This window comes from Tsukamurella sp. DT100, assembly GCF_049844855.1.
GTDB lineage: Bacteria > Actinomycetota > Actinomycetes > Mycobacteriales > Mycobacteriaceae > Tsukamurella.
The window spans coordinates 1-25051 of record NZ_JBNCLV010000012.1; the positions used below are offsets into that span (position 1 = coordinate 1).

The 25051-nt window shown below is 68.2% G+C and carries 26 protein-coding genes; 15 read left to right on the forward strand and 11 right to left on the reverse strand.

Annotated elements, in window-relative coordinates:
• Positions 1-240 precede the first annotated feature (240 nt).
• The 4 genes from ACLQ3K_RS23485 to dnaB form a co-directional block, all read right to left on the reverse strand.
• Entirely contained in the window at positions 241-1344 is a 1104-nt protein-coding gene (locus tag ACLQ3K_RS23485) for an AAA family ATPase (protein ID WP_019201592.1), read from the reverse strand.
• A complete protein-coding gene (locus tag ACLQ3K_RS23490) occupies positions 1341-3449 on the reverse strand; it encodes a helix-turn-helix domain-containing protein (RefSeq protein WP_068526171.1) in 2109 nt (702 codons plus the stop codon). The genes ACLQ3K_RS23485 and ACLQ3K_RS23490 overlap by 4 nt, the downstream gene beginning before the upstream one ends.
• Positions 3450-3484: 35 nt before the next feature.
• A complete protein-coding gene (locus ACLQ3K_RS23495) occupies positions 3485-4219 on the reverse strand; it encodes a TnsA-like heteromeric transposase endonuclease subunit (protein ID WP_225536084.1) in 735 nt (244 codons plus the stop codon).
• A 136-nt stretch (positions 4220-4355) separates the two neighbouring features.
• Positions 4356-5723 (reverse strand): replicative DNA helicase, encoded by a 1368-nt coding sequence (gene dnaB / locus ACLQ3K_RS23500; RefSeq protein WP_224645676.1) that lies wholly within the window; start codon positions 5721-5723, stop codon positions 4356-4358.
• A gap of 587 nt (positions 5724-6310) precedes the next feature.
• Here dnaB and ACLQ3K_RS23505 point away from each other — a divergent pair.
• Positions 6311-6811 carry a hypothetical protein gene (locus ACLQ3K_RS23505; protein ID WP_224645574.1) on the forward strand — a complete coding sequence of 167 codons (501 nt, stop codon included), beginning with the start codon at positions 6311-6313 and terminating at the stop codon, positions 6809-6811.
• A gap of 64 nt (positions 6812-6875) precedes the next feature.
• On the opposite strand, the gene rplI is transcribed toward ACLQ3K_RS23505, so the two are convergent.
• The 4 genes from rplI to rpsF all read right to left on the reverse strand — a co-directional run bounded on the left by rplI (position 6876) and on the right by rpsF (position 8526).
• On the reverse strand, positions 6876-7328 hold the full coding sequence (gene rplI / locus ACLQ3K_RS23510; RefSeq protein WP_224645573.1) for a 50S ribosomal protein L9: 453 nt from the start codon (positions 7326-7328) through the stop codon (positions 6876-6878).
• 14 nt (positions 7329-7342) lie between these two features.
• Positions 7343-7600, reverse strand: a complete 258-nt coding sequence (gene rpsR, locus ACLQ3K_RS23515) for a 30S ribosomal protein S18 (RefSeq protein WP_068526176.1) — start codon at positions 7598-7600, stop codon at positions 7343-7345.
• Positions 7601-7678: 78 nt separating this feature from the next.
• Positions 7679-8212 (reverse strand): single-stranded DNA-binding protein, encoded by a 534-nt coding sequence (locus ACLQ3K_RS23520; RefSeq protein WP_224645572.1) that lies wholly within the window; start codon positions 8210-8212, stop codon positions 7679-7681.
• Between the two features lie 29 nt (positions 8213-8241).
• Positions 8242-8526 (reverse strand): 30S ribosomal protein S6, encoded by a 285-nt coding sequence (rpsF, locus tag ACLQ3K_RS23525; protein ID WP_068570214.1) that lies wholly within the window; start codon positions 8524-8526, stop codon positions 8242-8244.
• 202 nt (positions 8527-8728) lie between these two features.
• Between rpsF and ACLQ3K_RS23530 the strand changes: the two genes are divergently transcribed.
• The 12 genes from ACLQ3K_RS23530 to ACLQ3K_RS23585 all read left to right on the forward strand — a co-directional run bounded on the left by ACLQ3K_RS23530 (position 8729) and on the right by ACLQ3K_RS23585 (position 19172).
• Positions 8729-9583 carry an MlaE family ABC transporter permease gene (locus tag ACLQ3K_RS23530; protein WP_224645571.1) on the forward strand — a complete coding sequence of 285 codons (855 nt, stop codon included), beginning with the start codon at positions 8729-8731 and terminating at the stop codon, positions 9581-9583.
• Between the two features lie 121 nt (positions 9584-9704).
• Positions 9705-10562, forward strand: coding sequence for an ABC transporter permease (locus ACLQ3K_RS23535; RefSeq protein WP_426001883.1), 858 nt, complete (start codon positions 9705-9707; stop codon positions 10560-10562).
• Positions 10563-10566: 4 nt separating this feature from the next.
• Positions 10567-11736 (forward strand): MlaD family protein, encoded by a 1170-nt coding sequence (locus ACLQ3K_RS23540; protein ID WP_426001884.1) that lies wholly within the window; start codon positions 10567-10569, stop codon positions 11734-11736.
• A 1-nt stretch (position 11737) separates the two neighbouring features.
• Positions 11738-12757, forward strand: coding sequence for an MlaD family protein (locus ACLQ3K_RS23545; RefSeq protein ID WP_224645568.1), 1020 nt, complete (start codon positions 11738-11740; stop codon positions 12755-12757).
• The gene (locus ACLQ3K_RS23550) at positions 12745-13809 is read left to right on the forward strand and encodes an MlaD family protein (RefSeq protein WP_224645567.1); all 1065 of its coding nucleotides are present in this window, start codon (positions 12745-12747) and stop codon (positions 13807-13809) included. The genes ACLQ3K_RS23545 and ACLQ3K_RS23550 overlap by 13 nt, the downstream gene beginning before the upstream one ends.
• Complete coding sequence (locus tag ACLQ3K_RS23555; protein ID WP_224645566.1) at positions 13809-14918, forward strand: MlaD family protein; 1110 nt, start codon at positions 13809-13811, stop codon at positions 14916-14918. The genes ACLQ3K_RS23550 and ACLQ3K_RS23555 overlap by 1 nt, the downstream gene beginning before the upstream one ends.
• Positions 14915-15958, forward strand: a complete 1044-nt coding sequence (locus tag ACLQ3K_RS23560) for an MlaD family protein (protein WP_336672024.1) — start codon at positions 14915-14917, stop codon at positions 15956-15958. The genes ACLQ3K_RS23555 and ACLQ3K_RS23560 overlap by 4 nt, the downstream gene beginning before the upstream one ends.
• Positions 15955-16914 carry an MlaD family protein gene (locus tag ACLQ3K_RS23565; protein WP_224645564.1) on the forward strand — a complete coding sequence of 320 codons (960 nt, stop codon included), beginning with the start codon at positions 15955-15957 and terminating at the stop codon, positions 16912-16914. Before ACLQ3K_RS23560 ends, ACLQ3K_RS23565 begins: the two co-directional genes overlap by 4 nt.
• A 14-nt stretch (positions 16915-16928) precedes the next feature.
• Positions 16929-17816 carry a hypothetical protein gene (locus ACLQ3K_RS23570; protein WP_426001886.1) on the forward strand — a complete coding sequence of 296 codons (888 nt, stop codon included), beginning with the start codon at positions 16929-16931 and terminating at the stop codon, positions 17814-17816.
• Positions 17817-17834: 18 nt separating this feature from the next.
• A complete protein-coding gene (locus tag ACLQ3K_RS23575) occupies positions 17835-18050 on the forward strand; it encodes a hypothetical protein (protein ID WP_224645562.1) in 216 nt (71 codons plus the stop codon).
• A complete protein-coding gene (locus tag ACLQ3K_RS23580) occupies positions 18050-18244 on the forward strand; it encodes a hypothetical protein (RefSeq protein WP_224645561.1) in 195 nt (64 codons plus the stop codon). The genes ACLQ3K_RS23575 and ACLQ3K_RS23580 overlap by 1 nt, the downstream gene beginning before the upstream one ends.
• A 10-nt stretch (positions 18245-18254) precedes the next feature.
• Complete coding sequence (locus ACLQ3K_RS23585; protein WP_426001887.1) at positions 18255-19172, forward strand: oxygenase MpaB family protein; 918 nt, start codon at positions 18255-18257, stop codon at positions 19170-19172.
• A gap of 10 nt (positions 19173-19182) precedes the next feature.
• Here the strand turns inward: ACLQ3K_RS23585 and ACLQ3K_RS23590 are convergent, their stop codons facing one another.
• Complete coding sequence (locus ACLQ3K_RS23590) at positions 19183-20367, reverse strand: TetR/AcrR family transcriptional regulator (RefSeq protein ID WP_426001888.1); 1185 nt, start codon at positions 20365-20367, stop codon at positions 19183-19185.
• A gap of 127 nt (positions 20368-20494) precedes the next feature.
• On the opposite strand from ACLQ3K_RS23590, the gene ACLQ3K_RS23595 reads away from it, so the two are divergent.
• Entirely contained in the window at positions 20495-21439 is a 945-nt protein-coding gene (locus ACLQ3K_RS23595) for an oxygenase MpaB family protein (protein WP_426001889.1), read from the forward strand.
• Positions 21440-21463: 24 nt separating this feature from the next.
• On the opposite strand, the gene ACLQ3K_RS23600 is transcribed toward ACLQ3K_RS23595, so the two are convergent.
• Positions 21464-22033 (reverse strand): hypothetical protein, encoded by a 570-nt coding sequence (locus ACLQ3K_RS23600; RefSeq protein ID WP_224645557.1) that lies wholly within the window; start codon positions 22031-22033, stop codon positions 21464-21466.
• Between the two features lie 83 nt (positions 22034-22116).
• Complete coding sequence (locus ACLQ3K_RS23605) at positions 22117-23700, reverse strand: AMP-binding protein (RefSeq protein WP_426001890.1); 1584 nt, start codon at positions 23698-23700, stop codon at positions 22117-22119.
• 112 nt (positions 23701-23812) lie between these two features.
• Between ACLQ3K_RS23605 and ACLQ3K_RS23610 the strand changes: the two genes are divergently transcribed.
• Positions 23813-25021 carry an acetyl-CoA C-acetyltransferase gene (locus ACLQ3K_RS23610; RefSeq protein WP_224645555.1) on the forward strand — a complete coding sequence of 403 codons (1209 nt, stop codon included), beginning with the start codon at positions 23813-23815 and terminating at the stop codon, positions 25019-25021.
• Positions 25022-25051 lie beyond the last annotated feature (30 nt).

Here is a 25051-nt window from a genome sequence, read left to right on the forward strand (position 1 = left end):
TCTAGCGGCTCAGGGCCCCACTCAGGTGGGGCCGAATGAAACCGCCCTACCGGGGCCAGATCAACTTGACATAGCCAATCGTCCAGGGCGGGTACCCAAGACCTGCAGGCGCAGGTATGTCGACTGCGTCGAGAAGGTCTCCCCACGCTGAGTCGGCGCGGAAGGCGATCGCTTCGAGCCAGGAATCGATCGCTTCGCCCGGCACCGGGTCCACCCTGAAGGGAAGCGAACGTGGCACTGTCATCCGGCCCTGCCGATGCGAGTTCTCAGGCAGCCGTTGTCGAATGCCAGGCGCAGTTCTTCGCGAGCCTTCTCCGATGCCTCGTCGATCTTGACCCGATCGAGCAGTTCCTCGTCGAGGCGCTCATACCCAGTCCGGACCGCGCGCTGACATCCCCGGTTGATCAGGGTCATCAGTGAGCCGATCTGGCCGGTACACCGGGCATACAGGTAGTCAGAGAGATCGTCGGCGATCATGCCCGGATACTTTTCGGCCAGAACCACCCGCTGCTCGATCGCCTTGAGCGTCTGACGCCATGCCCGGCGCCCAGCATCATTGGTGACACCGAAAGGATCCATTGTCAGCCGCGTTGTACGCCGGCCGGTCTGCGCGAGAAGAGCATCTCGGTCACTACTGCCCTCGGAGAACAGTCCCCGCGCCTCCAAACCGACGCCAGCGAAGATCACCGTCAACGGGAACTCGTTGGCGATGTACTTGAAGTGGTTGCTGACCTCGACACCGGAGGTGGACTGCAGCCGCAGGAAGTGCAGATCATCGACGATGAGGATCTTCGTTTCGCATGCCAGCACGCAGTCCAGGGCTCGGTGGGCGAAGTCGGCGGCGTTGCCGCGGCGGCCGCCTGGGTGGGCGTAGAACGCGAGCATCGCCCGGTTGAACTCGCGTAGGCCAGTGTTGCCGGTCAGTCCCACCCGGCACACCGGCCACCGTTCATGACCTTCCTCGGTCGTAGTGCCGTTCTCGGCTACTTCGCGGCGGTGGAACGCGCGGGCGAAGCTCAATACCGCGGTGGTCTTCCCTAGTCCGGGTACTGCGTCGATCGCAACGGCGCCTTTCGGTTTGTCTCCGTCCTGGGCGTTGGAGTCGATGACATCCCAGAGGTTTTCGTGCACCTCGACCAGCTGTCTGGTCTTGAGGGGCCCGAGGTTCGCGTGCCACTCGCGGCGCTCACGGTCGTAGTCGGTGCGCTCCTTGTCGGTCAGTCTGTCGAGTTCATCGCGGTTCAACGCCTCCGGTGGAACACGTGCGGGGGTGTTGACGAACTTCTGCCACCCTTCCTTTCGGGCGAGGGTCAGATTGTCGAGTGTCGCGGCGGTTTCGGTCATACGTCCTCCAGCGCGTCGGAGTAGAAGTCATCGATGTTTTCCTGGTCGAATCGATCGTCGTCACCTTCCTCGCCGGCGTAGTCGAGACCGCGATCAATCGCGGTGTCCTCTGCTTGCACATCGCTTTCGTCCTGGTCGGGAGCGAGCACGCGGGCGACCGACGGCAGTCGATCCACACGCGCTTCGCCCTGCGGTCGCTGCGACAGTTCGGTCTCGCGTGACATTCTCAATGCAATGCGCCGTTCCACTCGGGTCGAGCCCAGGCCGATGTTCCACCGCTCCAACAAGTCAGCTACCGCAAGGCGGTCGTTGGGGAATCGGTACTTCGATGCTGCTAGCTTCCTTGCGTAGAGCAGTGCATCCTCGCTGAACGGCATATCGATCGACGGTGCGTGCTCCCACACCAATGTGTGCCAGGTCCGCTCATCTGGGCGCCGGAAGTACACCTTGGTGATGTCGTCGGGATCGCAGTGGATCGGCCATCGTCCCTTGGCCTCGCCGGTGAACCGGCTCGCGAGGTTACGGTAGCCGTTGAGCCCGTCTCCGTTGTAGCGGCGGCCTCCGATCTCGACACCGTAGTGAAGAATTTTCCGCCATACCGGCTTGAGGAACTCGAATGCCAGGTCCGGATCGCGAGGCGCCTCAATGTATCCGGCGCGAGAAACACCGTGCTCGAACATCGCGGCGGGCGACATACGTAAGCCCGGAACTCGCGGGTCGAGCAGGCTCGAATGCTGGCGGTGGTGGTAGACCTGCGCAACCCACTCGCGGATGATGCTTTCGAGCTCGTCGATGTAGAAGAACGCTCCGCCCTCAGGATCCTCGCCGCGGGAGTGGACATCAGGTCCCTTGTACCCCGGCAAGGCCTGGAGGAGATCTTCACGAATAGTACGAAAGAACCGCTCAACTGGCCCTTTGTCGCGGCCGGTTCGGAGCCGAGCTGGCTGCACCGAAATCCCGAAGCGCTGGCACACACTCATCACGTGGTTCGAGAGGTAGACCTTGCCATGGTCCACGACCAGTGTCTCAGGGACAATAGCTGGTCCAGCGGCCGCATCCGCTGGCCGCTCCGCGGTGACATCTACAAGTACCGACCGCGGTACTCCGTGAGCTGGCCACACCGCGTATTCCGGCCAGTCCGCGCCGGCCGGACGTGGGCTGAAAACCTCGTACATCACGGTCGCTACATCAACCGATTTCGTGGAAACCGGGGTCAATCGCAACCCGGTGATGCAGCGGGTGTACCAGTCCATCGCGACGGTCAGTTCGACCTGCACCCATCGCAGCGTCAGAGGATCGAGCCCGAAGACATCGAGCCTGGTTGTGTCCATCAGCATGTACTCGCCAGGCCGAGTTGGACGGAGCTTGCCGTACACGCCTTCTGGCCGCTCAGCGATGTCGCGATTTCGCTTGGCAGACAGTCGAAATGTGGGATAGCGCTGTTCCAGATACTCGAGAACGCGGAAAGCATTTGTCCGAGACGGGATGGCGACGACCCCTTCTCCGAATCGCGCCAAGACCCGTGCCTCCGCGCGTGCCATCACCATCGTGCGGGACGGTTTCGACTCGGTGGCGTGCTCAACCATGACTTCGACAGCTGTGTCTAACCACCGCCGATCGACAGACGGGAAGGGCTCCGCCTCTCTCGTACGTCGCGCGTCTACCAGGCCTGCGGGCCCTTCAGTGCGGAACTTGGACACCCACCGCTCCACAGATCGCAAGCCGACGCCCAGTTCGCGCGCCTTCGCTGCGTAGCGGTCAGTGAGCGGGCGGTCGCCGGAAAACTCCGGCCTGGGCTCCCCCTTGCTCGCAGTCTCCGCGCTGCCAGATCTGTACCCGGTAAGAATCTCGCGTACGTGCCCCGCGCGTTCCGTCACCTTCTGAAGCTCTGCCGCGGACAACTCACCGAAGATGACGCCTGCAGGCTCGGTTGCATCAGTGCTCGAAACGCCAGGGCCGGTCGGGAGGACCCGACCCCGGACCGAAGACAGCAACTCCGCGAGGCCAACTCGCATGTACTGCCCTGCAGCGCTTTTCCCCAGCACATCGACGACGCCCTTAGCCGTGGCGAGCTCCACGATCTCGAACGCCTCGCCGTCGTACATGTACCGTCCGCCAACCTCAACCCGCTCAACGCCACTCACAAGACCCTCGAAATCTGAGTGCGACTAGTGATTGCGGCGTCAATGTCGACGTGCAGCCGACGCCGCCATATCAAGTGCAGCACCGCCGCTCGCACGCTCGCGTCAGGACGATCTGGCATCCGATCGATGAGAGCACCAATCGTCAATCCCACCTGAGCGACCGCCTGAACCGCCTCGCAATGGTCAGGCACGATTGCACTCTCGCGCCGATAGCCAGCGAGGAATCTGACATTCGCGGCCCTCCGCGGCGGCGGCTCGGTGGCGACCTCGTATCGCCACCCCTTGGCCTCGACGACATCCCGAGTCAAGTTCAAAACCCTTGCAACATCATCATTATCAAGCCGTCGAGCAGGCTTTACGTCAACGACGACCGGGCCGGAATCAGTATCGAGTAGGAAGTCCGGAACGTGCCTCCGCAGGACACCATCGACCTCAGTCGCGAGAAGGAAAGGCTGGGCCACGATGCCCCGAACCCGATCGTCGAAGTCTGCGAGCATCAGGTTAGCGAGCTCCAGGCGGGACTCATAGATCACCAGATCGCGGGTAGTGCTCGACCAGTACCACCCCGAGTAGTGTTTCTGCCCTCGATACCAGCGAAATGTGCGCCACGGCGCTGCCTCGCGAAGGTCCTCCATTGCGGCCGACTTCCACTCCACGGTCCGCTCACAGAGGTCCTCACCGCGGCGGAACGATACTTCCACCGCGGTCCCCGCGGAGCTGCCGGGCGACATGGTCTTGACGGTGCCACTTCCGCCCTCAGATGCGGGGACGTGCCCCGGCGTGTCCCAAACAGTTGGCGGATCCGCCAACTGTCCGCCACGTAGCTTGGGATTCCGCCACGGAATCTGGGACCCTACAAGGACGCTGTCAGCCCTTGGCCATGTCCACGAAGCGGGAGTAGTGCAGCTGGTGGGCGACGGTGACGGTCGCGGTGGGGCCGGCGCGGTGCTTGCCGAGGATGAAGTCGGCCTCGCCGGCGCGGGGGTCGTCACGCTCGTAGGCGTCGGGGCGGTGCACCAGGACGACCATGTCGGCGTCCTGCTCGAGCGAGCCGGACTCACGGAGGTCGGCGACCTGGGGCTTCTTGTCGGTGCGCTGCTCGGGACCACGGTTGAGCTGTGCGACGGCGATGAGCGGGACTTCGAGCTCCTTCGCGAGCAGCTTGAGCTGCCGGGAGAACTCCGAGACCTCCTGCTGACGGGATTCGACCTTCTTGCCCGACGTCATCAGCTGCAGGTAGTCGATGACGATGAGCTTGAGGTCGTGCCGCTGCTTGAGCCGGCGGGCCTTCGCGCGGATCTCCATCATCGTGAGGTTCGGCGAATCGTCGACGAAGAGCGGCGCTTCGGAGATCTCCGACATGCGGCGCGCGAGGCGGGTCCAGTCGTCGTCGGACATCTTGCCCGAGCGCATGTCGGCCAGCTTGATCCGCGCCTCCGCGGAGAGCAGGCGCATGACCACCTCGGTCTTGCTCATCTCGAGGCTGAACAGGACGCCTGGCATCTGGTGCTCGATGGTGCAGGACCGCAGCACGTCGAGCGCCATCGTCGACTTACCCGCACCGGGACGGCCGGCGACGATGATCATCTGGCCGGAGTGCAGGCCGTTGGTGAGCGCGTCGAAGTCGGTGAAGCCCGTGGGCACGCCCATGCTGACGCCGCCGCGGGAGGCGATGGCGTCGATCTCGTCCATCGTGGGCTGCAGCAGCTCCTCGAGGATCACGTAGTCCTCGGAGGCCTTGCGCTCGGTGACGTCGTAGACGGCCGCCTGGGCCCGGTCCACGACCTCGGCCACGTCGGCACCGTCGGACCCCGAGTAGCCGTACTGGACGATCCGGGTCCCGGCCTCGACGAGGCGCCGCAGGATGGCCTTCTCTGCCACGATCTCCGCGTAGTAGCCCGCGTTGGCCGCGGTGGGCACGGTGGAGATCAGGGTGTGCAGATAGGGGGCGCCGCCGACGCGCTTGAGCTCGCCCTTGCGGTCGAGCGTGGCGGAGACCGTGACCGCGTCCGCGGGCTCCCCCGCGCCGTAGAGGTCGAGGATCGCGTCGTACACCGACTGGTGCGCGGGACGGTAGAAGTCGCCCGGGCTGATGACCTCGAGGACGTCCGCGATGGCGTCCTTGGAGAGCATCATGGCGCCCAGCACCGACTGCTCGGCGGCGATGTCCTGCGGGGGCTGGCGGCCGAAGTCCTCGGCGGGCGGACCGTCGGGCCGGGGCTCCGGACGACCCACGGGCCCGGGCCCCGGAGTGAACTCCTGCTCGTCCGTGACCGACACCGCGCACCCACCTCTCTCGCGTCCCGGCCGCCGAGCGGCGGCGAGGACTCACCCGTACTGCGATCGGTCTACCGCGGACCCCTGACAGGTTTTCGAATAGCAAACCTCGCACGGGAGCGCGACCGACGCACGTGAACGCTAGGCCCTCCGCTCGACACCGCAAAGCGGAGCTGTGGATGGATCTGTGAGTGGATTGTGGATGGCGCGCGGTCAGGGTGGGGACGCCGGTGTGGACCGATGGGGAAAACTTGTGGAAACTCGGGAGGGCGTTCGGCGTCGCCCCAGTTCATATCGGGTAATGAGGGTGGGTACCGTTGTGGATCGAGATTCCTCCGCGTGTCGCACCGACTTGACATTCGGGCGTGTCGTGAGTGAATCGGTCACCGTCGGGCTGCGAAAACCACCCTCAGTTGTTACCGACCGGTCACCTGCCGTGCCCCCTACCAGCGCGAACGCGTCACGCAACACCGGTGCACCTTCTTCCGGCCCCGGTGGCCGCGTATTCTGATCGGTGCATCAATCACTGCGGAAGGATCCACCCGATGAACACCTCCACGATCTCGGCGCGCACGGCCGGCGTCGCGGTCGCGCTCGCGGCCGTCGCCACGTGCGCCATCGGATCCGCGGGGGCGGCCCCGACCCCCGCCCCCAAGCCGAAGCCGAAGCCCGCCTCGGTGTCCGCCACCTGCACGAGCGCGAACCCCATGTTCGTGGTCGGAGGCCAGATGCTGACCTGGAAGGTGACCGCCACCGTCGGCGCCCCCGGCCAGATCCTGGTCTCCGCGACCGGCAACGCGGGCGCCCGCGACCTCGTCCTGAGCCAGTTCGCCTCGTCCGCGAGCCTGTCGTGGAACAACACCACCTCCGGCAAGTTCGGTAGCGCCAAGCTCAACGGTGTCGGCCCCCTGCCCACCCTGAACAAGACGCCCATCACCACCGGCAAGGGCGCCGTGACCTTCAACCTGGTCATCAAGGCCGGCGCGGGCAGCGAGTGGATCGGCACCCAGACCAGCACCCCCTGCGTCGGCACCATCACCGTCTGACCGACCCGGACACGGAAGAACCCCCACCGCCCGGAGGCGATGGGGGTTCTTCTCGTCTGTGCGACTACTGCGCGGCGACGGTGAGCGCGAACTTCGCGCGCACGTCCGGGTGCAGCACCACGACCACCGGGAACGAGCCCGTGGACTTGATGTGCCCCTGCGGCAGCTCGATGCTGCGCTTGTCGACGGCGGGGCCGCCGGCGGACTTGAGCGCGGCGGCGACATCGGCAGCGGTGACCGAGCCGAAGAGCTTGCCCGAATCGGCGGTCTTCACGGTCAGCGAGACGGACTCCAGGCCCTCGATGGCCTGCTTCAGCTCGTTGGCGTGATCGAGGCCGCGCACGCGCTTGGCCTCCTGGCTGCGGCGGATGCCCTCGACCTGCTTCTCGGCGCCACGGGTGGCGACGATGGCCAGGCCGCGGGGCAGCAGGTAGTTACGGCCGTAGCCGTCCTTGACCTCGACGGTGTCGCCGGGGGCGCCCAGGTTGTCGACGTCGGCGGTGAGGATGAGCTTCATTTCTTCACCCCTCCTTAGCGGGTCGTCGACGTGAACGGCAGCAGGGCCACCTCACGCGCGTTCTTGACGGCGATCGCGATGTCGCGCTGGTGCTGGACGCAGTTGCCCGTCACGCGACGGCTGCGGATCTTGCCCCGCTCCGACAGGAACCGACGCAGCAGCGTCGTGTCCTTGTAGTCGATCTTGGTGTTCTTCTCCTTGCAGAACGTGCACGCCTTGGCCTTGACGGCCTTCTCGACGCGCACCTTCCGGCCATTGCCCTTACCGGCCATGGTGTTGGTACTCCTTGATGAGGTCTACTGGGCGCCCGGCGAGCCGGTTGCGCCCTTCACAGTGTTCGATCCCGGGGATCAGAACGGCGGATCGTCGTTGCCGCCGCCGAAGCTGCTCCCGGCCGCGGGGGCACTGCCCCACGGATCGTCTGCGGGCTGGTTCTGGCGCGGAGCCTGCTGGGCGGGCTGGCTGTAACCGCCACCGCCGCCCTGGTTGCCGCCACCGAAACCGCCGCCGCCACCGCCGCGCTGCGTGCGCGTCGGCTTCGCCGTCGCATACCTCAGGGAGGGGCCGATCTCGTCGACCTCGAGTTCCACCACCGTGCGCTTGTTGCCGTCACGATCGTCGTAGGACCGCTGCTTGAGCCGGCCGGAGACGATGACGCGCGTGCCCTTCGTGAGCGATTCGGCGACGTTCTCCGCCGCCTCACGCCAGATGTTGCAGCGCAGGAACAGCGCCTCGCCGTCCTTCCACTCATTCGAGTTCCGGTCGAACGTGCGGGGCGTGGAGGCGACGGTGAAGTTGGCCACCGCCGCACCCGACGGGGTGAAGCGCAGCTCCGGATCCGCCGTCAGATTGCCGATGACCGTGATGATCGTGTCGCCTGCCATGGTGTCTTCTCCCTGTAGTTAGTGCGCGACTAGTTCTGCCGCAGCACCTTAGTGCGAAGCACCGACTCGTTCAGCTTGAGCTGACGATCCAGCTCGTTGACGGTCGCCGGCTCGGCGGTCAGATCGATCACCGCGTAGATGCCCTCGGCGTTCTTCGAGATCTCGTAAGCAAGACGGCGCTTGCCCCAGATGTCGACGTTCCCGATCGATCCGCCGTCCTTGCGGACCACGTTCAGGAAGGTCTCCAGCGAGGGCGCGACGGTGCGCTCATCCAGGCTCGGATCCAGGATCACCATCAGTTCGTAATTACGCATGGGCTTTTCGCCTCCTCCTATGGACTATGCGGCCGTGGACTCTCCACGGCAGGAGCGTTGCCCTCAAGGCAACCGGACCAGGGTACCCCAACCCCCTGCCACCAGCGAAATCAGTCGACTGACGAGTCGGCCCGGAAAATCATCGCAAAACCCTGCCGAGATAGAGAACATTCCCTAACATGTGCCAGGAAGGAGGTGAGCTATGGCATCGCGATCGTCTCAGGAAGCGCCCACCGCGCGACCCGGCGCACTCGACGCACTCCGCAGGAATCTCGACGACAACGCGCTCGGCCCGGTCCGCACCCTCGGTCGCACCGTCGAACTCGTCCTCCACTCCCTGGTGTCCATGGTTGCCGACCTCCTCCGGGGCCGCGTCCAGTTCCGGGAGATCGTCGTCCAGGCCTGGTTCCTGGTGAGCGTGACCGCGATCCCCGCCTTCCTCATGGCCATCCCGTTCGGCGTCATCGTCACGATCCAGATCGGCAGCATCGTCAACCAGATCGGTGCGGGCTCGCTGATGGGCGCCGCGAGCGGCCTCACGGTGATCCAGCAGGCCGCCCCCATGGCGGCCGGGCTGCTGCTGGGCGGCGCCGGCGCCTCCGCGATCGCCGCCGACCTCGGCTCCCGCACCATCCGCGAGGAGGTCGACGCCATGCGCGTCATGGGCATCGACCCCGTCCGCCGGCTCGTGGTGCCGCGCATTCTGGCGGCAGCCTTCGTCGCGCCGCTGCTCTGCGTCTTCATCACCGTCGTCGGCATCGGCGCCGCGTACTACCTGGCCATCGCCGGACAGGACGTCACGCCGGGCAGCTACTGGCTCAGCTTCGGCGCCTACGCCACCACCCGCGACTTCGGGTTCGCACTGTTCAAGGCGGTGATCTTCGGGATCATGATCGCCGTCCTCGGCTGCCAGCACGGTCTCGAGGCGAAGGGCGGCGCGCGCGGGGTCGCCGACGCCGTGAACACCACCGTCGTGGTCTCCACCGTCGGGATCATCGTGCTCAACTTCGCGCTCACCCAGATCTACACGACCTATTTCCCCATGAGGGTGGGCTGACATGCACCTCCACGCACCTCACACACATCTCTCCACGTCCCGCACGAGGGTGGGCTGACATGCACCTCCGCGCACCTCACACACATCCCTCTCCGTCCCGCACGAGAGGTCGGCTGATTCCGTGACGATCGCGCCCTACCGCCCGAGAGGGTTCCGCACCCTCGGCAGGCTGACGGATTCGCTGCGCGGTGCCCTCGCGCGCCTCGGCCAAATGGTGTCCTTCGTCGTCGCCTCGGTCACGCTCATCCCGCACGCGCTGCGGAACTACCCCAAGCAGACGGTCCGCACCATCACGGACCTCACCTGGGGCCGCGGCGCGGTGATCGTCGGCGGCGGAACGTCGCTGATGATGGTGGTCCTGGGCCTCGCGGTCGGCGGCACCGTGGCGATCCAGGCCTTCGCCTCCCTCGACCTGCTGGGCATGGGCCCGCTCACCGGCGTCATCGCGGCGCTGGCCAACACCCGCGAGTTCGCGCCGATCCTCGCCGCCGCCGGCTTCGCCGTCCAGGCCGGCTGCCGCATGACCGCCGAGATCGGCGCCATGCGGATCACCGAGGAGATCGACGCGCTGGAGGCGCTCGGCCTCCGCTCGATCTCCTTCGTGGTCAGCACCCGCATGATCGCCGGCGTGGTCGCGATCGTGCCGATCTTCCTCATCGCGATCATCGTGAGCTTCTTCGCCAGCAGCACGATCGTCACGCTCGCCCAGGGCGACGCGGCGGGCACCTACGAGCACTACTTCCAGCAGTTCCTCTCGCCCGCCGACCTCATCGCCTCCATCGCCAAGGTCGTGGTCTTCATCTGTGCCGTGATCCTCATCCACTGCTACCAGGGCTTCTTCGCCGCCGGCGGGCCCGAGGGCGTGGGCGTCGCGTCCGGGCGCGCCGTCCGCGCCTCGATGGTGGCCATCGTGGTGCTCGACATGCTGATGACCCTGGGCATCTGGGGTGCCAGCAGCGAACTGGTCTTCCGGGGGTGACGACGTGACGACGCGATGGCCCTCGCCGGTGACGGGCATGATGACGCCCGGCCCCGTGCTGCTGCGCCGCGGCATCGCCGCGGTCCTCGTGGTGGTCCTGGCCGCCACCACGATCTGGGCGGTCCGCGCGATCATGACCACGCCGCCGAAGACCCTGACCCTGGTGGTGCGCAACGTCGCTCCCGGCGTCGGGCCGGGTACCGCCGTGGAGATGGACGGACTCCGCGTCGGCGAGGTCACCGACATCGTCGACCGCGGCGCCGGCCGGCTCGGCGTCGCCATGCGGTTCAACGGCGCCGCCGACGATCTGGTGACCGACGCCGTCAAGGTCGCCTTCGCGCCGGGCAACATGTTCGGCATCACGGTCGTCGCGCTCACCCCGGGCCGGGGTGGCCGCGCCCTCACCTCGGGCGCCTCCTGGGAGCCGCTCTCGGCCCCCGACGACGGCACCATGGCGTCGCTGCTCCGGTCCCTCAGCACGATGGAGCGCGAGAGCTTCCGCCCGCACATGGCCGAGCTCATCGCCCAGTTGGACACCACCACGCGGCAGTTCCTGCCCTTCCTCGGCGCGGTCGGCGCGATCGCGGAGGCGAACGCCGATACGCAGCGGATCCCGACGTCCGAGACACTGCCGACGATCGCGTCGACGCTCGGCGCACTGGACTCGTCGGTCAAGCGGATGCTGCCCGGTCTGCGCGCGCTCTGGTCCTGGTCGGGTCCGGACACCCCCGGCTACCCGGAGCGGCAGAAGGGCACGATCGACGCCATCTCCCACGACTTCTCACCCGCACTCACGGCTCTGCTCAGCGCGCCCAACGTCGCCGCGCTCACCGAGGTCCTGGTGCCCGTCCGCGAGCTCGCCACCCGGGCGGTCACGAGTTTCCCCGACGCCGCGCGCAACGGCCGCCAGCTCGAGGAGCTCATCGAGCGGATCCGGCGGTCCATGCCGGACAACGGATCCGGTCCGGTCCTGAATCTCGACGTCACGTTCCAGCAGTTCCCCGCGATCGCGTCGCTGTTGCCGCCCGTACCCCAGTTCTCCGTGACCCCGCCCGGCAGGCCCGCCCCGCCGAAGGTCACTCCCGCGCCGAAACCATCACCCGGTGCGACGGCGACCGCCACCACCGGCGTCGCACCGACCACGACCGCGCCGACCACGACGAGGGGCCGCTGACGTGCGCACCGCCCGCAATCCCGGAACCCTGCTGCTCATCTTCGTCGTCCTCATCGCCGTGGGCGGGGCGTTCACCGTCCGCGCGCTCACGCGACCCGCGCAGGCCGCGCAGTCGCCGTACACGGCCATGTTCACCAACGCCTCCGGTCTCCGTTCCGGCGACGACGTCCGGCTGCTCGGGGTGCAGGTGGGCAAGGTCAGCGATGTCACGCTCGACCAGGACGACGCGACGCGCGGCTCGCTGGCGCGGGTCGCGTTCACAGTGAACCGCGACCAGCGGATCACCACCGCCACCACGCTGTCGATCCGATTCCAGAACCTCACCGGCCTGCGGTATCTGGACCTTTCGCCGAGCGACGCGCAGGCCGGCACCGTCGACCCGAAGTCGACGATCGGGACCGACCGGACGGTGCCCTCGTTCGACGTCACGACGATCTTCAACGGCCTGCAGCCGGTCCTCGCCGCGATGCAGCCCGAGCAGATCAACCATCTCGCGCAGTCGATCGCGGCCGTCGTCGAAGGCGACGGTTCCGGCCTGGGGCCGCTGCTCGACGCGCTGCAGACGCTGAGCCGGTTCACCAATGACCGCTCCGCGCTCCTCCAGACCCTGGTGCGCAACCTGAAGACGATCAACGACAGCCTCGGCGGGAAGTCCGGCTCCCTGCCCACCGTGATCGGCTATCTGAAGGGCATCGGCGAGGTGATGCGGAACGCGGCGCCGTCGACGAAGATCCTGTCCGATCAGGGCGCCGAACTGATTTCGGCCGCGGACTCGCTCCTGCGCGGCGCGGGCCTGCAGCCCGCCGGCAGCTCGCTCCTCGAGCTCGCCCGCCCCGAACTACCGCGCCTGCAGAGCCTCGTGGACCTCGCCGCGCTGCTCCCCGGACTGTTCGCGAACCTGACCCAGCAGCAGGTCCCCTCCGCCGGCGGGGACACCGGCTGCAGCCGCGGCGAGGCCCAGCTACCGGCCGGCGTCCTCGTCTTCCTCCGCGGATCGAAGGTGACGCTGTGCAAGCGCTGAACCTGCCCGTGAACCTGCTGCGCGACGGCTACGGCATCGCGACGAAGCTCGCCTCCGGCATCGAGGAGGCCTGGGCGCAGCCGAGTTCGAAGAAGCGGCAGCTCACCTTCGGCGTCCTCGGGGTGGCGTTCGCGCTCGTGCTGATGATCGCCAGCTCGGTGCTCGCGGTCCGTCCGATCGGCACCACCACCTACACCGCGAACTTCCCCGAAGCGGGCATGGTCCGCCCGGGCGACGACGTCCGCGTGGCCGGCGTCTCCGTAGGTTCCGTCGCGGGGGTGGCACTGGAGGGCGGCCACGTGAACGTGGGCCTGCGGATCAAGAAGAAGGTGCACATCGGCGATCAGTCCCGGGTGGCGGTGAAGATGCTGACCGGCGTCGGCGGGTACTTCGTCGACATCGACTCGATCGGCACCTCCTCGTTGGGCGCTACGGCGATCCCGCCGGCCCGCGTGCGAATCCCGTACAGCCTGGTGGAGACCTTCCAGCAGGCCGATCCGAAGATCCGCGCGATCGACCCGACGCCGTTGCGCGAGTCGCTCGCCCAGATCCAGCGGGCGACGAGCGGCAACTCCGGGCAGATGAAGGAGCTGCTGTCCACCCTGCAGGGCGTGGTGCAGAGCATCTCGACGCAGAAGGACGAGGTCGGCGGCTTCGTGCAGACGCTGTCCGAGTACTCCGCCGCCATCGACCGCAACGGCGACGTCCTCACCCAGGTGATGCGCGACATGAACATCTACTTCTCCACCGCGCGCCTGAACGTCGCCGGGTACAAGCGCTTCATGAGTTCGCTCGATCTCGTGCTCAAGCGGATCATTCCGCCGGCGAACTTCTACCAGGAGAACCTCGCCTCGATGGAGGCCCAGTTCAACCTCATGTCGGGCCAGATCGGCGCACTGCTCACCAAGTACCAGAAGATGATCGACGACGCGATGGCCCTGCTGGGGCGGATCCAGTCCTCGGTGAAACCGGACGGCACCATCGTCTTCGACGGCTCCGTCCCCACGATCTCGTCCCAGTACTGCATCCCGCTGGAAGGGGCACCGTGCTGATGATCTCCAAGATCCTGGGCTCGAAATGGTTGGTCACCGCGATCGCGATCACGGTGGTCGGGTCGATCATCGCCGGCGCGCTGTACGTCGCGCGGACTCCCGAGAAGGCGCAGACGCGGTACTGCGCGCTGATGCCCGACGCGATCGGGCTCTACGTCGGCAACCCGGTGACCCGGCTCGGCGTTCCGATCGGGAGGGTCACCGCGGTGAGCCCCGAGAACGCCGCGGCCCGAGTGGAGTTCGACGTCGACGCCGACCAGGCCGTCAGCTCCGGCACCGGCGCGGTCACCGTCGCCGCCTCGCTGATCGCCTCCCGACAGCTGGCGCTCATCGACGATGCCCGCAAGGGCCCCGCGCTGCAGGCGGGGACGTGCCTGACGGACACCAAGACCCCGCAGTCCCTGAGCCGCAGTCTCAGCTCCCTCGGCGACGCGGCCGCCAAGCTCACCACCGGCGGCGGGCCCGAGCAGACCAAGCAGGTTCAGGATTCGCTCACCTCGCTCGCGGCGGCCGTCGACGGCACCGGGCCCGACGTCAACGGTGTCATCGAGAGCCTCGCCGCGCTTCTCGACGATCCGGGGCCGGGTATCGGCGACGTGGGCCGCAGCATCGACTCGCTCTCCTCCCTCACCGGCGGCATGACCGCGAACTGGAACCCGCTCAAGCAGCTCCTCCTGACCACCCCCGACGGCCTCGCCGACATCATCGTGCCGACCGCGAAGACGACCGAGACCCTCGCCGAGGCCCTGATCCCGCTCGGAAAGCTGCTGCGCGACCTGATCTCCCACTACGGTCACAATCTCTGGCCGATCCTGGACACCGTCATCCCGGCGTCGCGGCTGGTCAGCGCCGGCGTCAAGAACTGGGGCGATCTCCTCGGCTTCCTCCCGCCGCTGATCGACGCCTTCAACGTCTCCTTCGACCAGCGCACCCTCGGCCTCAAGATCGTCTTCACCCCGCCGCCGACGAAGATGGTCGCCCGCAACCCGGAACTGACCTGTGCGAACGTCAACCGGATCGCACCGGGCCAGTGCAAGGTCGTCGACCCCGGCCACATCGATGTCGACCTGATCTCGGCCATCCTCCGCGGGACGGGAGCCGCCCGATGAACCGCCCCACACTGCGCAGCCGCATCACCCGCGGCCTTCTCCTGTTGGTCGTCCTCGGACTCGGCGTCGTCGGTGTGCTCCGGGCGAGCCCGTCGACGTTGCCCGATCCGACCACCTGGTCCACCTCGGGATGGCCGTTGCGCGTGGAGTTCTCCAACGCCCTCAACCTGCCCGACCAGGCGCAGGTCCGGTTCAACGGCCGCTCCGTGGGCCGGATGGAATCGGTTCGGCTCGACGGCGACCGCGCCGTCGCGACCCTGAACATCAGCGAGCCGGCCACCATCCCCACGGACACCACCGCCGAACTGCGGCAGGACACGCTCCTCGGCGATGTCTACATCGCCCTCGTCTCGGCGCCCACCTCGACCGCGCAACCGCTGCGCGCGGGCGGGCTCATCCCCCTCGCGCAGAGCCGCCCGCCGGATCACATCGAGGACCTCATGACCAGCCTGTCGGGCTTCCTCGGCAGCGGCGGAGTCTCGCAGCTGGGCAACACGATCCAACGGATCGACGGAGCCTTCCCCGACGATCCGGCCCGCACCCGCAAGATCACCGACAACCTGGCGTCCACGATCATGGCCTGGGCCAACGACACGAGCTCGCTCGACACCGCGCTCCGCTCCGTCGTCGGGGTCACCGGATCGCTCGCGGCCGAGCACGCGATGCTCAGCGAGTACCTCGCGCCCGAGGGCCTCCGCCGCTGGGGCATCATCTCCGAGACCGCCCGCGTGACCGAGGTCTACGCCTCGCTGGCGCCACTGCTGAAGAACGCCGCACCGCTGACCCCCGGCATCCGTGACCTCGCCGCCCTCTTCACCCAGGTCGTCAGCCCGCTGCTGCTCCTCGACCGGCCGGTGGGCGCCACCCGTCCGGACAACCTCATCAATCTGCGGAACCTGTTTCGGGACACCATCATCCCGTGGGTCGAGCACGGCCCCAAGGTGAACGTCGTGAAGGTCTCCGACGGGCCCGCGGTACCCACCGCGGAGAAGGCGGAGCAGGCGCTCCGCGCGATGCGCATGATCGGGGCGGTGCGATGAAGAAGGAACTCCTCGCCAATGCGGTCACCTTCACCGTCGTCCTCCTCGTCGGGCTGTTCATCCTCCTCGTCGGGTACATGGGGCTGCGGCCGGGCGTGACGTACACGACGCTGTCCCTCAAGCTCGCGCACACCGGACAGCTGGCGACCGGCTCGCCGATCCTGCTGCGCGGCGTCCGGATCGGCGACGTCACCGCCGTCGAGCCGTCGACCGACGGGGTGCGGATCGCGCTCCGCTACCCGTCGGACTACCGCATCCCCGTCGACTCGGCCCTGTCGGTCGAGCAGCTCAGCGCTCTCAGCGAGCCCTATGTGGAGTTCGCGCCCCGCTCCTCCGGCGGCGCCGTCTTCGCGTCCGGCGCGGAGATCCCGGCGACCGCGGTCACCCAATCGCGGTCCGTGAGCGACGTCTTCCAGGCGCTCGCCGCCCTGAACCGCACGGCCGACGCGGGAGCGCTCGGTGGGATCGTCAAGACGGCGTGGCAGGCCACGTCGGGCCGCGAGGACGACCTGACCACGCTCAGCCGGGCGGGCCAGTTGCTCAGCTCGACGGTGCTCAGCCGGATGCCGGCGATCCGCAGCATGTTCGCCAACACGCAGGTCTACTCGGCGGATCTGGACTGGACCGCGAACGCCGTGCAGCGCCTGGGCGCCGAGTTCGAGAACACCGGGAACGTGGTGCTCAGTGCGGTGCAGGCCGTGCAGCGGATGGTGTTGACGCTCAACGCGCCGGACCCGTTCGTGAACACCGTCGACCCCTTCCTCAGGCGGCTCAAGCCGTACCTGGACGAGCTGTTACCCGCGCTCGCCACCACCGGCGGGCCGTTCATCTCGATCTTCTCGGCGCTCAATCGCACGGTGCCCCAGATCGATCTCAGCACGCTCCTGTCGAACGCCCTGCAGGTGGCCGGTACCGACGGTGCCGCCCGCGTCACCCTGACCCTTCCCCGCCCCTGACTCGAGAGGACCCCATGGCGCAGGAGCACGACGGCCCCGACGAGGCCGCCGCCGGCACGCCCGAGACCGACCCCCGCGGCACCGCCGCCGAAGCCGAGGCCGCTCCGGTGGCCGCGGACTCGACGGACTCCACGGAGGACGCCGACGCGACGCCGGGCCCCGTGGTCTCGACCGAGAAGAAGCGGACGACGAAGCCGCCGTCGGCGGACCGACCCGCGGGCACGTCCGGCGCCGCACGGACGAAGGCGCGTACGGAATCCCCCGCGACCGCCGGACGGACGACGTCGGGCACACTGCGGACCGTGCTCGCGACGGTGGTCGTCGTGGCGCTCGTCGCCGTCTCCGTGCTCCTGTATCTGCAGACCCGGACGCTCTCCACCGAGCGCCAGGAGGCCGCGGACCGCGCCCGGGCGGAGCAGATCGCCTCCGACTACGCCGTGAAGGCGGCGACCATGGACTACCGCGACCTGACCCCGTGGCTCAACGGCGTGAAGGCCGGGGTGACACCGGAACTGGCGAAGAAGTTCGACTCGATCCTCGACGTCATGCGCGAGGTGGTCACGCCGCTGCGGCTCACCTCCAGCGGGCGGGCGTCCTTCGCCAAGACCACCTCCGAAGTGAACGGCATCTATCAGGTGAAGGTCGCCGTCGACGTCTCCTCGCAGAACATCCAGGCGCCGCAGGGCACCATCAGCACCAGCACCTACTCGGTGAGCCTCGACCGGAACCGCGACTGGATCATCACGGAGGCGGGCGATCCCGCGAACCCCAACGCCGTGCTCAACGGCCTCGGCGGCACCGGCACGACACCGTCCGCGAACCCGTCCGCCGCGGCCACCCCGCAGCCTCCCGCCACCCCGACCATGCCCGCACTCCCGGCACCGTCGGGCACCCCCAACTGACCGTCCGGAGGACGAACGATGTTGCAGCGCTTCCTCGACTACGAGATGAAGGTCTCGGAGTTCCTCGGCTTCCTGATCCTGGTCGGCATCCCCTACGGGATCATCGGCCTGGTCTGGTCGCTGACGCACATGGACCACCTCGGGAACCTCAGTGGAATCGATCGCATCATCTCCTTCCTCGGCGCCATCGTCTGCTGGCCGGTGCTGCTCTTCTCGAACGTGACGATGCAGTGATGGCCCTGGTGTGGATCATCGACGTGGTGGTCCAGTACGTGAAGATCCTGGGCGGACGGCAGCAGGTGCCTGCCGTCGTCCGCATCGCGGCCTGGCTGCTGCTCGTCGCCGTCGTTCTCGCGGCCGCCGCCCTCGCGGTCGTGGGGCTGGTCCGGCTCAACGACCACCTCGCGACCCTCCCGCCGACCCGATAGGAGCACCGCCATGTCACGCTCGCCCAGCCCCGCCGGCGACGTCGGCTCGCCCGACGGTGCGCCACTCACCCTCGAGCGCACCAGGATCGCGATACCGAGCACCCACCGCAGGTACACGAAGCGGGAGCTGGCGGTCACCGATGCGCTCGACTTCTGGGGGTTCGCCGGCGCCGCCGCCAACGTGGCGATGCAGATGATGAGCCCCGGGGTGGGGCACGGCGTTGCGGAATCCCCGGTGGAGAGCGGCGCACTGATGAAGCACCCGTGGAAGCGCGCGCGCACCACGACCCAGTACCTCGCGGTCGCGATCCTCGGCACCGACGCGGAGAAGGAGGCCTACCGTGAGGCGGTCAATGCGGTGCACCGGCACGTGCAGTCGAAACCGGGAGCCCCGGTCAAGTACAACGCCTTCGACCGGAACCTGCAGCTCTGGGTCGCCTCGTGCCTCTTCGTCGGATTCGAGGACACGTACCAGATGCTCAACGGCAAGCTCCCCGAGAATCAGGCGGAGAGCTTCTACCAGTCCTGCGCGACGCTCGGCACGACCCTGCAGGTGCCGCGCGACATGTGGCCGGCGACGCGCGCCGAGTTCGACGAGTACTGGGTCCGCGCGTGCGCCGAGACCCGCCTGGACGAGCCCATCGCGGCGTACATCGACGATCTCCTGAACCTGCGGATGATCAACTGGCCGATGCGGCTGGTGTTCGGCGGCCTGCTGAAGTTCCTCACGGCCGGGTTCCTCGCGCCGTACTTCCGGGAACAGATGCACGTCGAGTGGACGGCGGCGGATCAGCGCCGGTTCGACAACCTCTTCGCGTTCGTGGCGTTCGTCAACCGCTTCATCCCGCGGTTCCTGCGGTTCGGGCCGACGCGATCGGTGTTGCTGGAGGTGCGCGTGCGGATCGGCGCCGGCAAGTCCCTCGTCTGAGCGCGCGCGGTCAGGCGGGGAACAGCACCGCGCAGACGAGGGCGTACACCTCGGCCTGGAAGGCGGGGTCCGTGTCGAAGCGCCGGGTGCGGCCCACGTCGAAGACCACGGCGAACGCCGCGTGCACGAGGAACGTGGCCTCCGCGGACGTGAGCTCGGGTCGCACGGCGACCACCGCGTCGGCGAACGCCGCGATGTTGGCCCGCTGGATGCCCGCGAGCCGGCTGCGGTCGGCGTCCGGGACGTTGCCGATCTCGCGGAAGTAGACGGTCATCAGCTTCGACCGCAGGAAGGACAGCTGCACGTAGGCCTGCGCGAGCGCGGCGAGCCGGTCCGCGGGGTCCTGCACCGAGGTGGAGACCTCCGCGATCGCCCCCGCAACGCCCTCCGCCGCCTGATCGAGGGCGCTCACCAGGATCCCGGCCTTGCTCGGGAAGTAGCGGTACATGCCCGACGGGACGATCCCCGCTGCGGTCCCGATCTTGCCCATGCTCACGTTGTGGAAGCCGTGCTGGAAGATCTGCTCGATCGCCTCGACCAGCACCTGCTCCTGGCGGCCCGCCTCGGGCGCGGGCTCGGCCGGCGGCGCGACCGTGTAGGGCACGCGCGGCGCGGGCAGCGCCAGCACCTGCCGCGCGGCCGCGCCGAGCACGGCCTCGGCCCGCTTCTGGGCCAGGACCGTCCGGTGCGCGGTGACGCTGCCGGTCACGCTGATCAGCGCGACGCTGCGCAGGTCGATCTCGGCCCGGGCGACGCCCGGGAGCGCGGGCTGCGCGGCATCGGCGACGGTGCCGATCATCGCGGTGAGCTGCTCGCGGATCCGCGCCCGGTCCTCGCCCTCGAGGAGGCGCTGCTCCCACCGGAACAGCCCCCCGGTGTTGCGGCGCTCGAAGGAGACCCCCAGGGCCGCCTCGACAATCGCGTCCACGCGCTCCCCGGGCTCCTTCCCCTCCGTGGCCTCGGCCGCGTCGTCGACGGCGTGGCACAGCGCATCGGAGGCCGAGGTGATGGCGTGCTCGAGCAGCGCGTACTTGTTGGGGAAGTGCCGGTAGACGGCGGGACCGCTGATGTCGAGCGACGCGGCGATCTCCTCGATCCCGACGCCGTGATAGCCGCGCCGGGAGAAGTCCTCAGCGGCGACCCGCGCGATCTGCTCGCGCCGGTCCTTGGGCCGCTTCCGCCGCGCCTGGGTCACGTCAACTCCTCTTCCACCGTCCGCATCGAGGCTACTCACTGTCGCGCGCCCGTCCGCGGTGTACCGTCAACAGTATAAGTAAGTGAACATTCACACACCGAATCGGTGGAACAACTGAGAGGACCGCATGACCACGAGCGCCGAGCCGAACGCCACGACCGCCCCGGCGACCGGCGCCGCACCATCCGCACCGCCCGCGCGCGCCGTCGACCCGGTCTCGGAGGGCTACCGCATCGCCGTCAGTACGCCCGTCCGCCCGGCGCACGTCCTCACCACGTTGTCCGACGCGGCGGACGTGACCTCGCTCGGCGCGGGCGCCGCCAACGTGATCATGCAGCTGGTGAACAAGCCCGTCGGCTACGGCGTGATGGAGTCGAAGGTCGACTCGGGATCGCTGTACAAGCATCCCGTCAAGCGCACCCGCACCACGATCACCTACCTCGCCGTCGCGGTGCTCGGGACGGCGACCGACAAGCTGCGCTACCGGGAGGCGGTGAACACCTCGCACCGGCAGGTCCGCAGCACCGCGTCGAGCCCGGTCAAGTACAACGCCATGGACCGCGGCCTGCAGCTGTGGGTGGCGATGTGCCTGTACATCGGCTTCGAGGACACGCACCAGCTGCTGCGCGGCCGCATGAACCGGGAGCAGCGCGCGCTGTTCTACCGCGATGCGGCACCCCTCGGCACCACGCTCCAGGTCCCCGCCGACCTCTGGCCGGCGACCCCCGACGAGTTCGACGCCCTGTGGGTCGAGCTGTGCGCGACGAAGATCAACCCCGACGGACCCGCCCGCGAGTACCTGCGCCAGTTGGTCGATTTCACCTTCGTCGGCGACCTCCCGCAGCCGGTCAAGTCGTTCAACCGCTTCCTCACCGCCGGCTTCCTCGCGCCCAAGTTCCGGGAGGCGATGGAGGTCGAGTGGACCGACCGCGACCAGCGGCGCTTCGACGCCCTGTGGCGCCTCGTCGCCTTCAGCAACCGATTCACCCCGCTCGCTCTGCGGCGCCTGCCGTACCACCTGCTCCTCGTCGACATGCGCCTGCGCGCGAAGTTCGGTCGTCGGCTGGTCTGAGCCGATGCCGGACAGCCGGCGGAGCTACCGCTCCACCCGCACGTACGGCTCGTCCGGATGCAGATCCATGACGTCGTGGAGCCATTCCTCGTCGAACGCTGCGCTTGGAGCGGTTCCGCCCAGCAGGCCTATGAGATAGCTGATCATGCCGTCACCGTCGAAGTCGATTCCTGCACCGTCGGTGGCGATGACCGGCCAGCGGTCGGGATCGGCGGCGCTCGTGCGCCACAGCAAGCTCTGGCCGCAGCCGGAGACGCCGAAGACGAGGTAGCTGTCGGTCGCGCGCCCATAGATGTCGTCTGCTGAGGCGCGACCGGCCACGGCGACATGGTCTGAACGCGCGTCCGCCTCTCCCTGCAGGAATGCAACTGTCCCCTGCGCCGACCGATCCCCAGTGGCGGCGATCCATTCCGGAGGAGCGATGCCGAGCTCGCCTCCCCAGAAGCGGCCCGCCCCGTACACGTCGATGAACAACTTGTAGTCGGCCGGTAGCGGTCCGAGCCGACATTCGATCTCCGACCAATCGCGATCCACCGCGGGTGGGCCCGCGGGTGGAGGCACTATCCGTGCGAGATCCGCGAGCTGCGCCTTCATGAGTTCAACGATATGCGCGGGCCCCGGACGCCCGCTGCAACCCGCCCGACGGGCCGGGCGGCACCGTCGGGCAGGGAGGACGGTCAGCCGAACTGCTGGCGCAGGACCGGCTTGGTGACCTTGCCCGTGGGGTTGCGCGGCAGGGCCTCGATCACGACGACGTGGCGCGGGTGCTTGTAGCGGGCGATGTGGTCGTTGAGGAACTCCGAGAGCGTCTCGACGGTGAGCGCGGCACCGTCGCGCAGCTGCACCACCGCCACGACCGACTCGCCGAAGCGCTCGTCCGGCTTGCCGATCACGGCCACCTCGGTGACATCGGGGTGCGCCGCGACGGCGTTCTCCACCTCGACCGAGTAGATGTTCTCGCCGCCCGAGATGATCATGTCCTTGGCGCGGTCGATGACGTAGACGAAGCCCTCCTCGTCCATCCGCACGAGGTCGCCCGAGTGGAACCAGCCGCCGTGGAAGGCCTCCTTCGTGGCCTCGAGGTTGTTCCAGTAGCCCGACATCATGTTGGGTCCGCGGTAGACGATCTCGCCCACCTCGCCGCGCGGCACGTCGTTGCCCTCGGAGTCGATGACCCGGGCCGCGACGGTGCGCACCACCTTGCCGACGGAGCCGAACTTGCGCAGCGCGTCGGCACCCGAGAGCGCGCAGGTGACGGGCGACATCTCGGTCTGGCCGAAGACGGCGCAGATCTCGGCGTCGGGGAAGGTGGTGGCGAGCTCGCGGAGCAGGGTCTCGCTGGCGGGGGCCGCGCCCCACCACACGAACTTGAGCTTGAGGTCGCGCGGGCGCTGCTTCTGCTCGTTCACCGCGAGCTGCCACTGCATCGGCACCATGAACATGCTGGTGATGCCCTCGCGCTCCAGCGCGTCCAGGGTCTGCGCCGGGTCGAATGCGCCGAGCGGGAAGATCACCGAGGTCAGGCCCTGCAGGAAGGCCGTCGCGAGCACGCCGAAGCCGGCGATGTGGAACAGGGGGACGGCGACGGCGCCCACGGCGTCGGGGTCCACGACGCCCGGCGCGACGAGGTTGGTCCAGCCCTGCGCGGTCATGTTGACGTGCGTGAGCACCGCGCCCTTGGGGCGGCCGGTGGTGCCCGAGGTGTACATGATCAGCGCCGGGGAGTCCTCGGGGACGTCGGCGTGCGGGTCGGGGCGGCCCTCCGCGACGAGGTCGTCGTAGCCGAGGGCGCCGGCGGCCTCGTCGGCACCGTCGAACCGGATGCGCAGGCCGAACTCGGCGCCGGTCCCGGCGACGCCCGCGATGAGCGGGTCGAAGAGCGCCTCGTAGACGACGGCGCTGCACATCGTGTCCTGCACCAGGAAGGCCACCTCGGGCGGCGCCATCCGGAAGTTGACCGGGACCGCGATCGCACCGAGGGCCGTGACGCCGAGCGCCGCCTCGACGTACTCGATGCGGTTCAGGCCCAGGATCAGCACGCGGTCGCCGGCGCCGATGCCGCGCTCGCGCAGCGCGCCGGCGAAAGCCCCCACCCGCTCGGCGAGGCCCGCCCAGGTGACCTCCTTGTCGAGGTACCGCAGGGCCACCTGATCGCCGCGCATGACGGCGTGGTTGCGGACGCTGTTGTTCCAGGTGTTGCGCTGCGAGCTGCGGGGTTCCTCAGTCCGGGGGAACCAGGCGATGTTCTCAAGTGCGGTCATGTATGCGATTGTGTTCTAGAACATGTTCGTCGGGAGCAGAATCGCCGAAAGTTAGAGAATAGTGATTCACTTGTAATCATCCCTAACGGACAGCACACCAGGAAGGAACACCGTGTCCGACGCTTTCATCTACGAGGCCATCCGTACGCCACGCGGCAAGCAGCGCGGCGGATCGCTCCACGCGACCAAGCCGATCGACCTCGTCGTCGGCCTGATCGACGAGGTCAAGAACCGTTTCCCCACCCTCGACCCGGCCGATGTCGACGACATCGTGCTCGGCGTCGTCTCCCCCGTCGGTGAGCAGGGCGGCGTCATCCCGCGCGCCGCGGCGATGGCCGCGGGCCTGCCGGACACCGTCGCGGGCGTGCAGCTCAACCGCTTCTGCGGCTCGGGCCTCGAGGCGACCAACACCGCGGCGCAGAAGGTGCGCTCCGGGTGGGACCAGCTCGTCTTCGCCGGCGGCGTCGAGTCCATGTCGCGCGTGCCCATGGGGTCCGACGGTGGCGCGATGTTCCAGGACGTCACCACGAACTACGACACCTACTTCGTGCCGCAGGGCATCGGCGCCGACCTCATCGCCACCATCGAGGGCTTCACCCGCGACGACGTCGACGAGTTCGCCGCGCAGTCGCAGGCCAACGCCGCGAAGGCCTGGGAGGAGGGCCGGTTCGCGAAGTCGGTCGTCCCCGTCAAGGACCTCAACGGCCTGACGGTGCTGGACAACGACGAGCACCGCCGCCCCGGCACCACCGCCGAGAGCCTGGGCAAGCTCAAGCCGGCCTTCGAGGGCATCGGCGCGATGGGCGGCTTCGACGCCGTCGCACTGCAGAAGTACTACACCGTGGAGAAGATCAACCACGTCCACACCGGCGGCAACAGCTCGGGCATCGTCGACGGTGCCGCCCTGCTGCTGATCGGCAACGAGGCCGGGGGCAAGAAGGCGGGCCTGACCCCGCGCGGCCGCATCGTCGCCACCGCCGTCACCGGCTCGGACCCGACGATCATGCTCACCGGCCCGACGCCGGCCACCGAGAAGGCCCTCGCGCTCGCGGGCCTCACCAAGGACGACATCGACGTCTGGGAGCTCAACGAGGCCTTCGCCTCCGTGGTCATGAAGTGGATGAAGGACTTCAAGCTCGATCGCGAGCAGGTCAACGTCAACGGCGGCGCCATCGCGCTGGGCCACCCGCTGGGCGCCACCGGCGCGATGCTGGTGGGCACCGTGCTCGACGAGCTCGAGCGCACCGGCGGCCGCTACGGCCTGATCACCCTCTGCATCGGCGGTGGCATGGGCATCGCCACCATCATCGAGCGCCTCTGACCGGCCGGAAAGACTACGGAGACAACAATA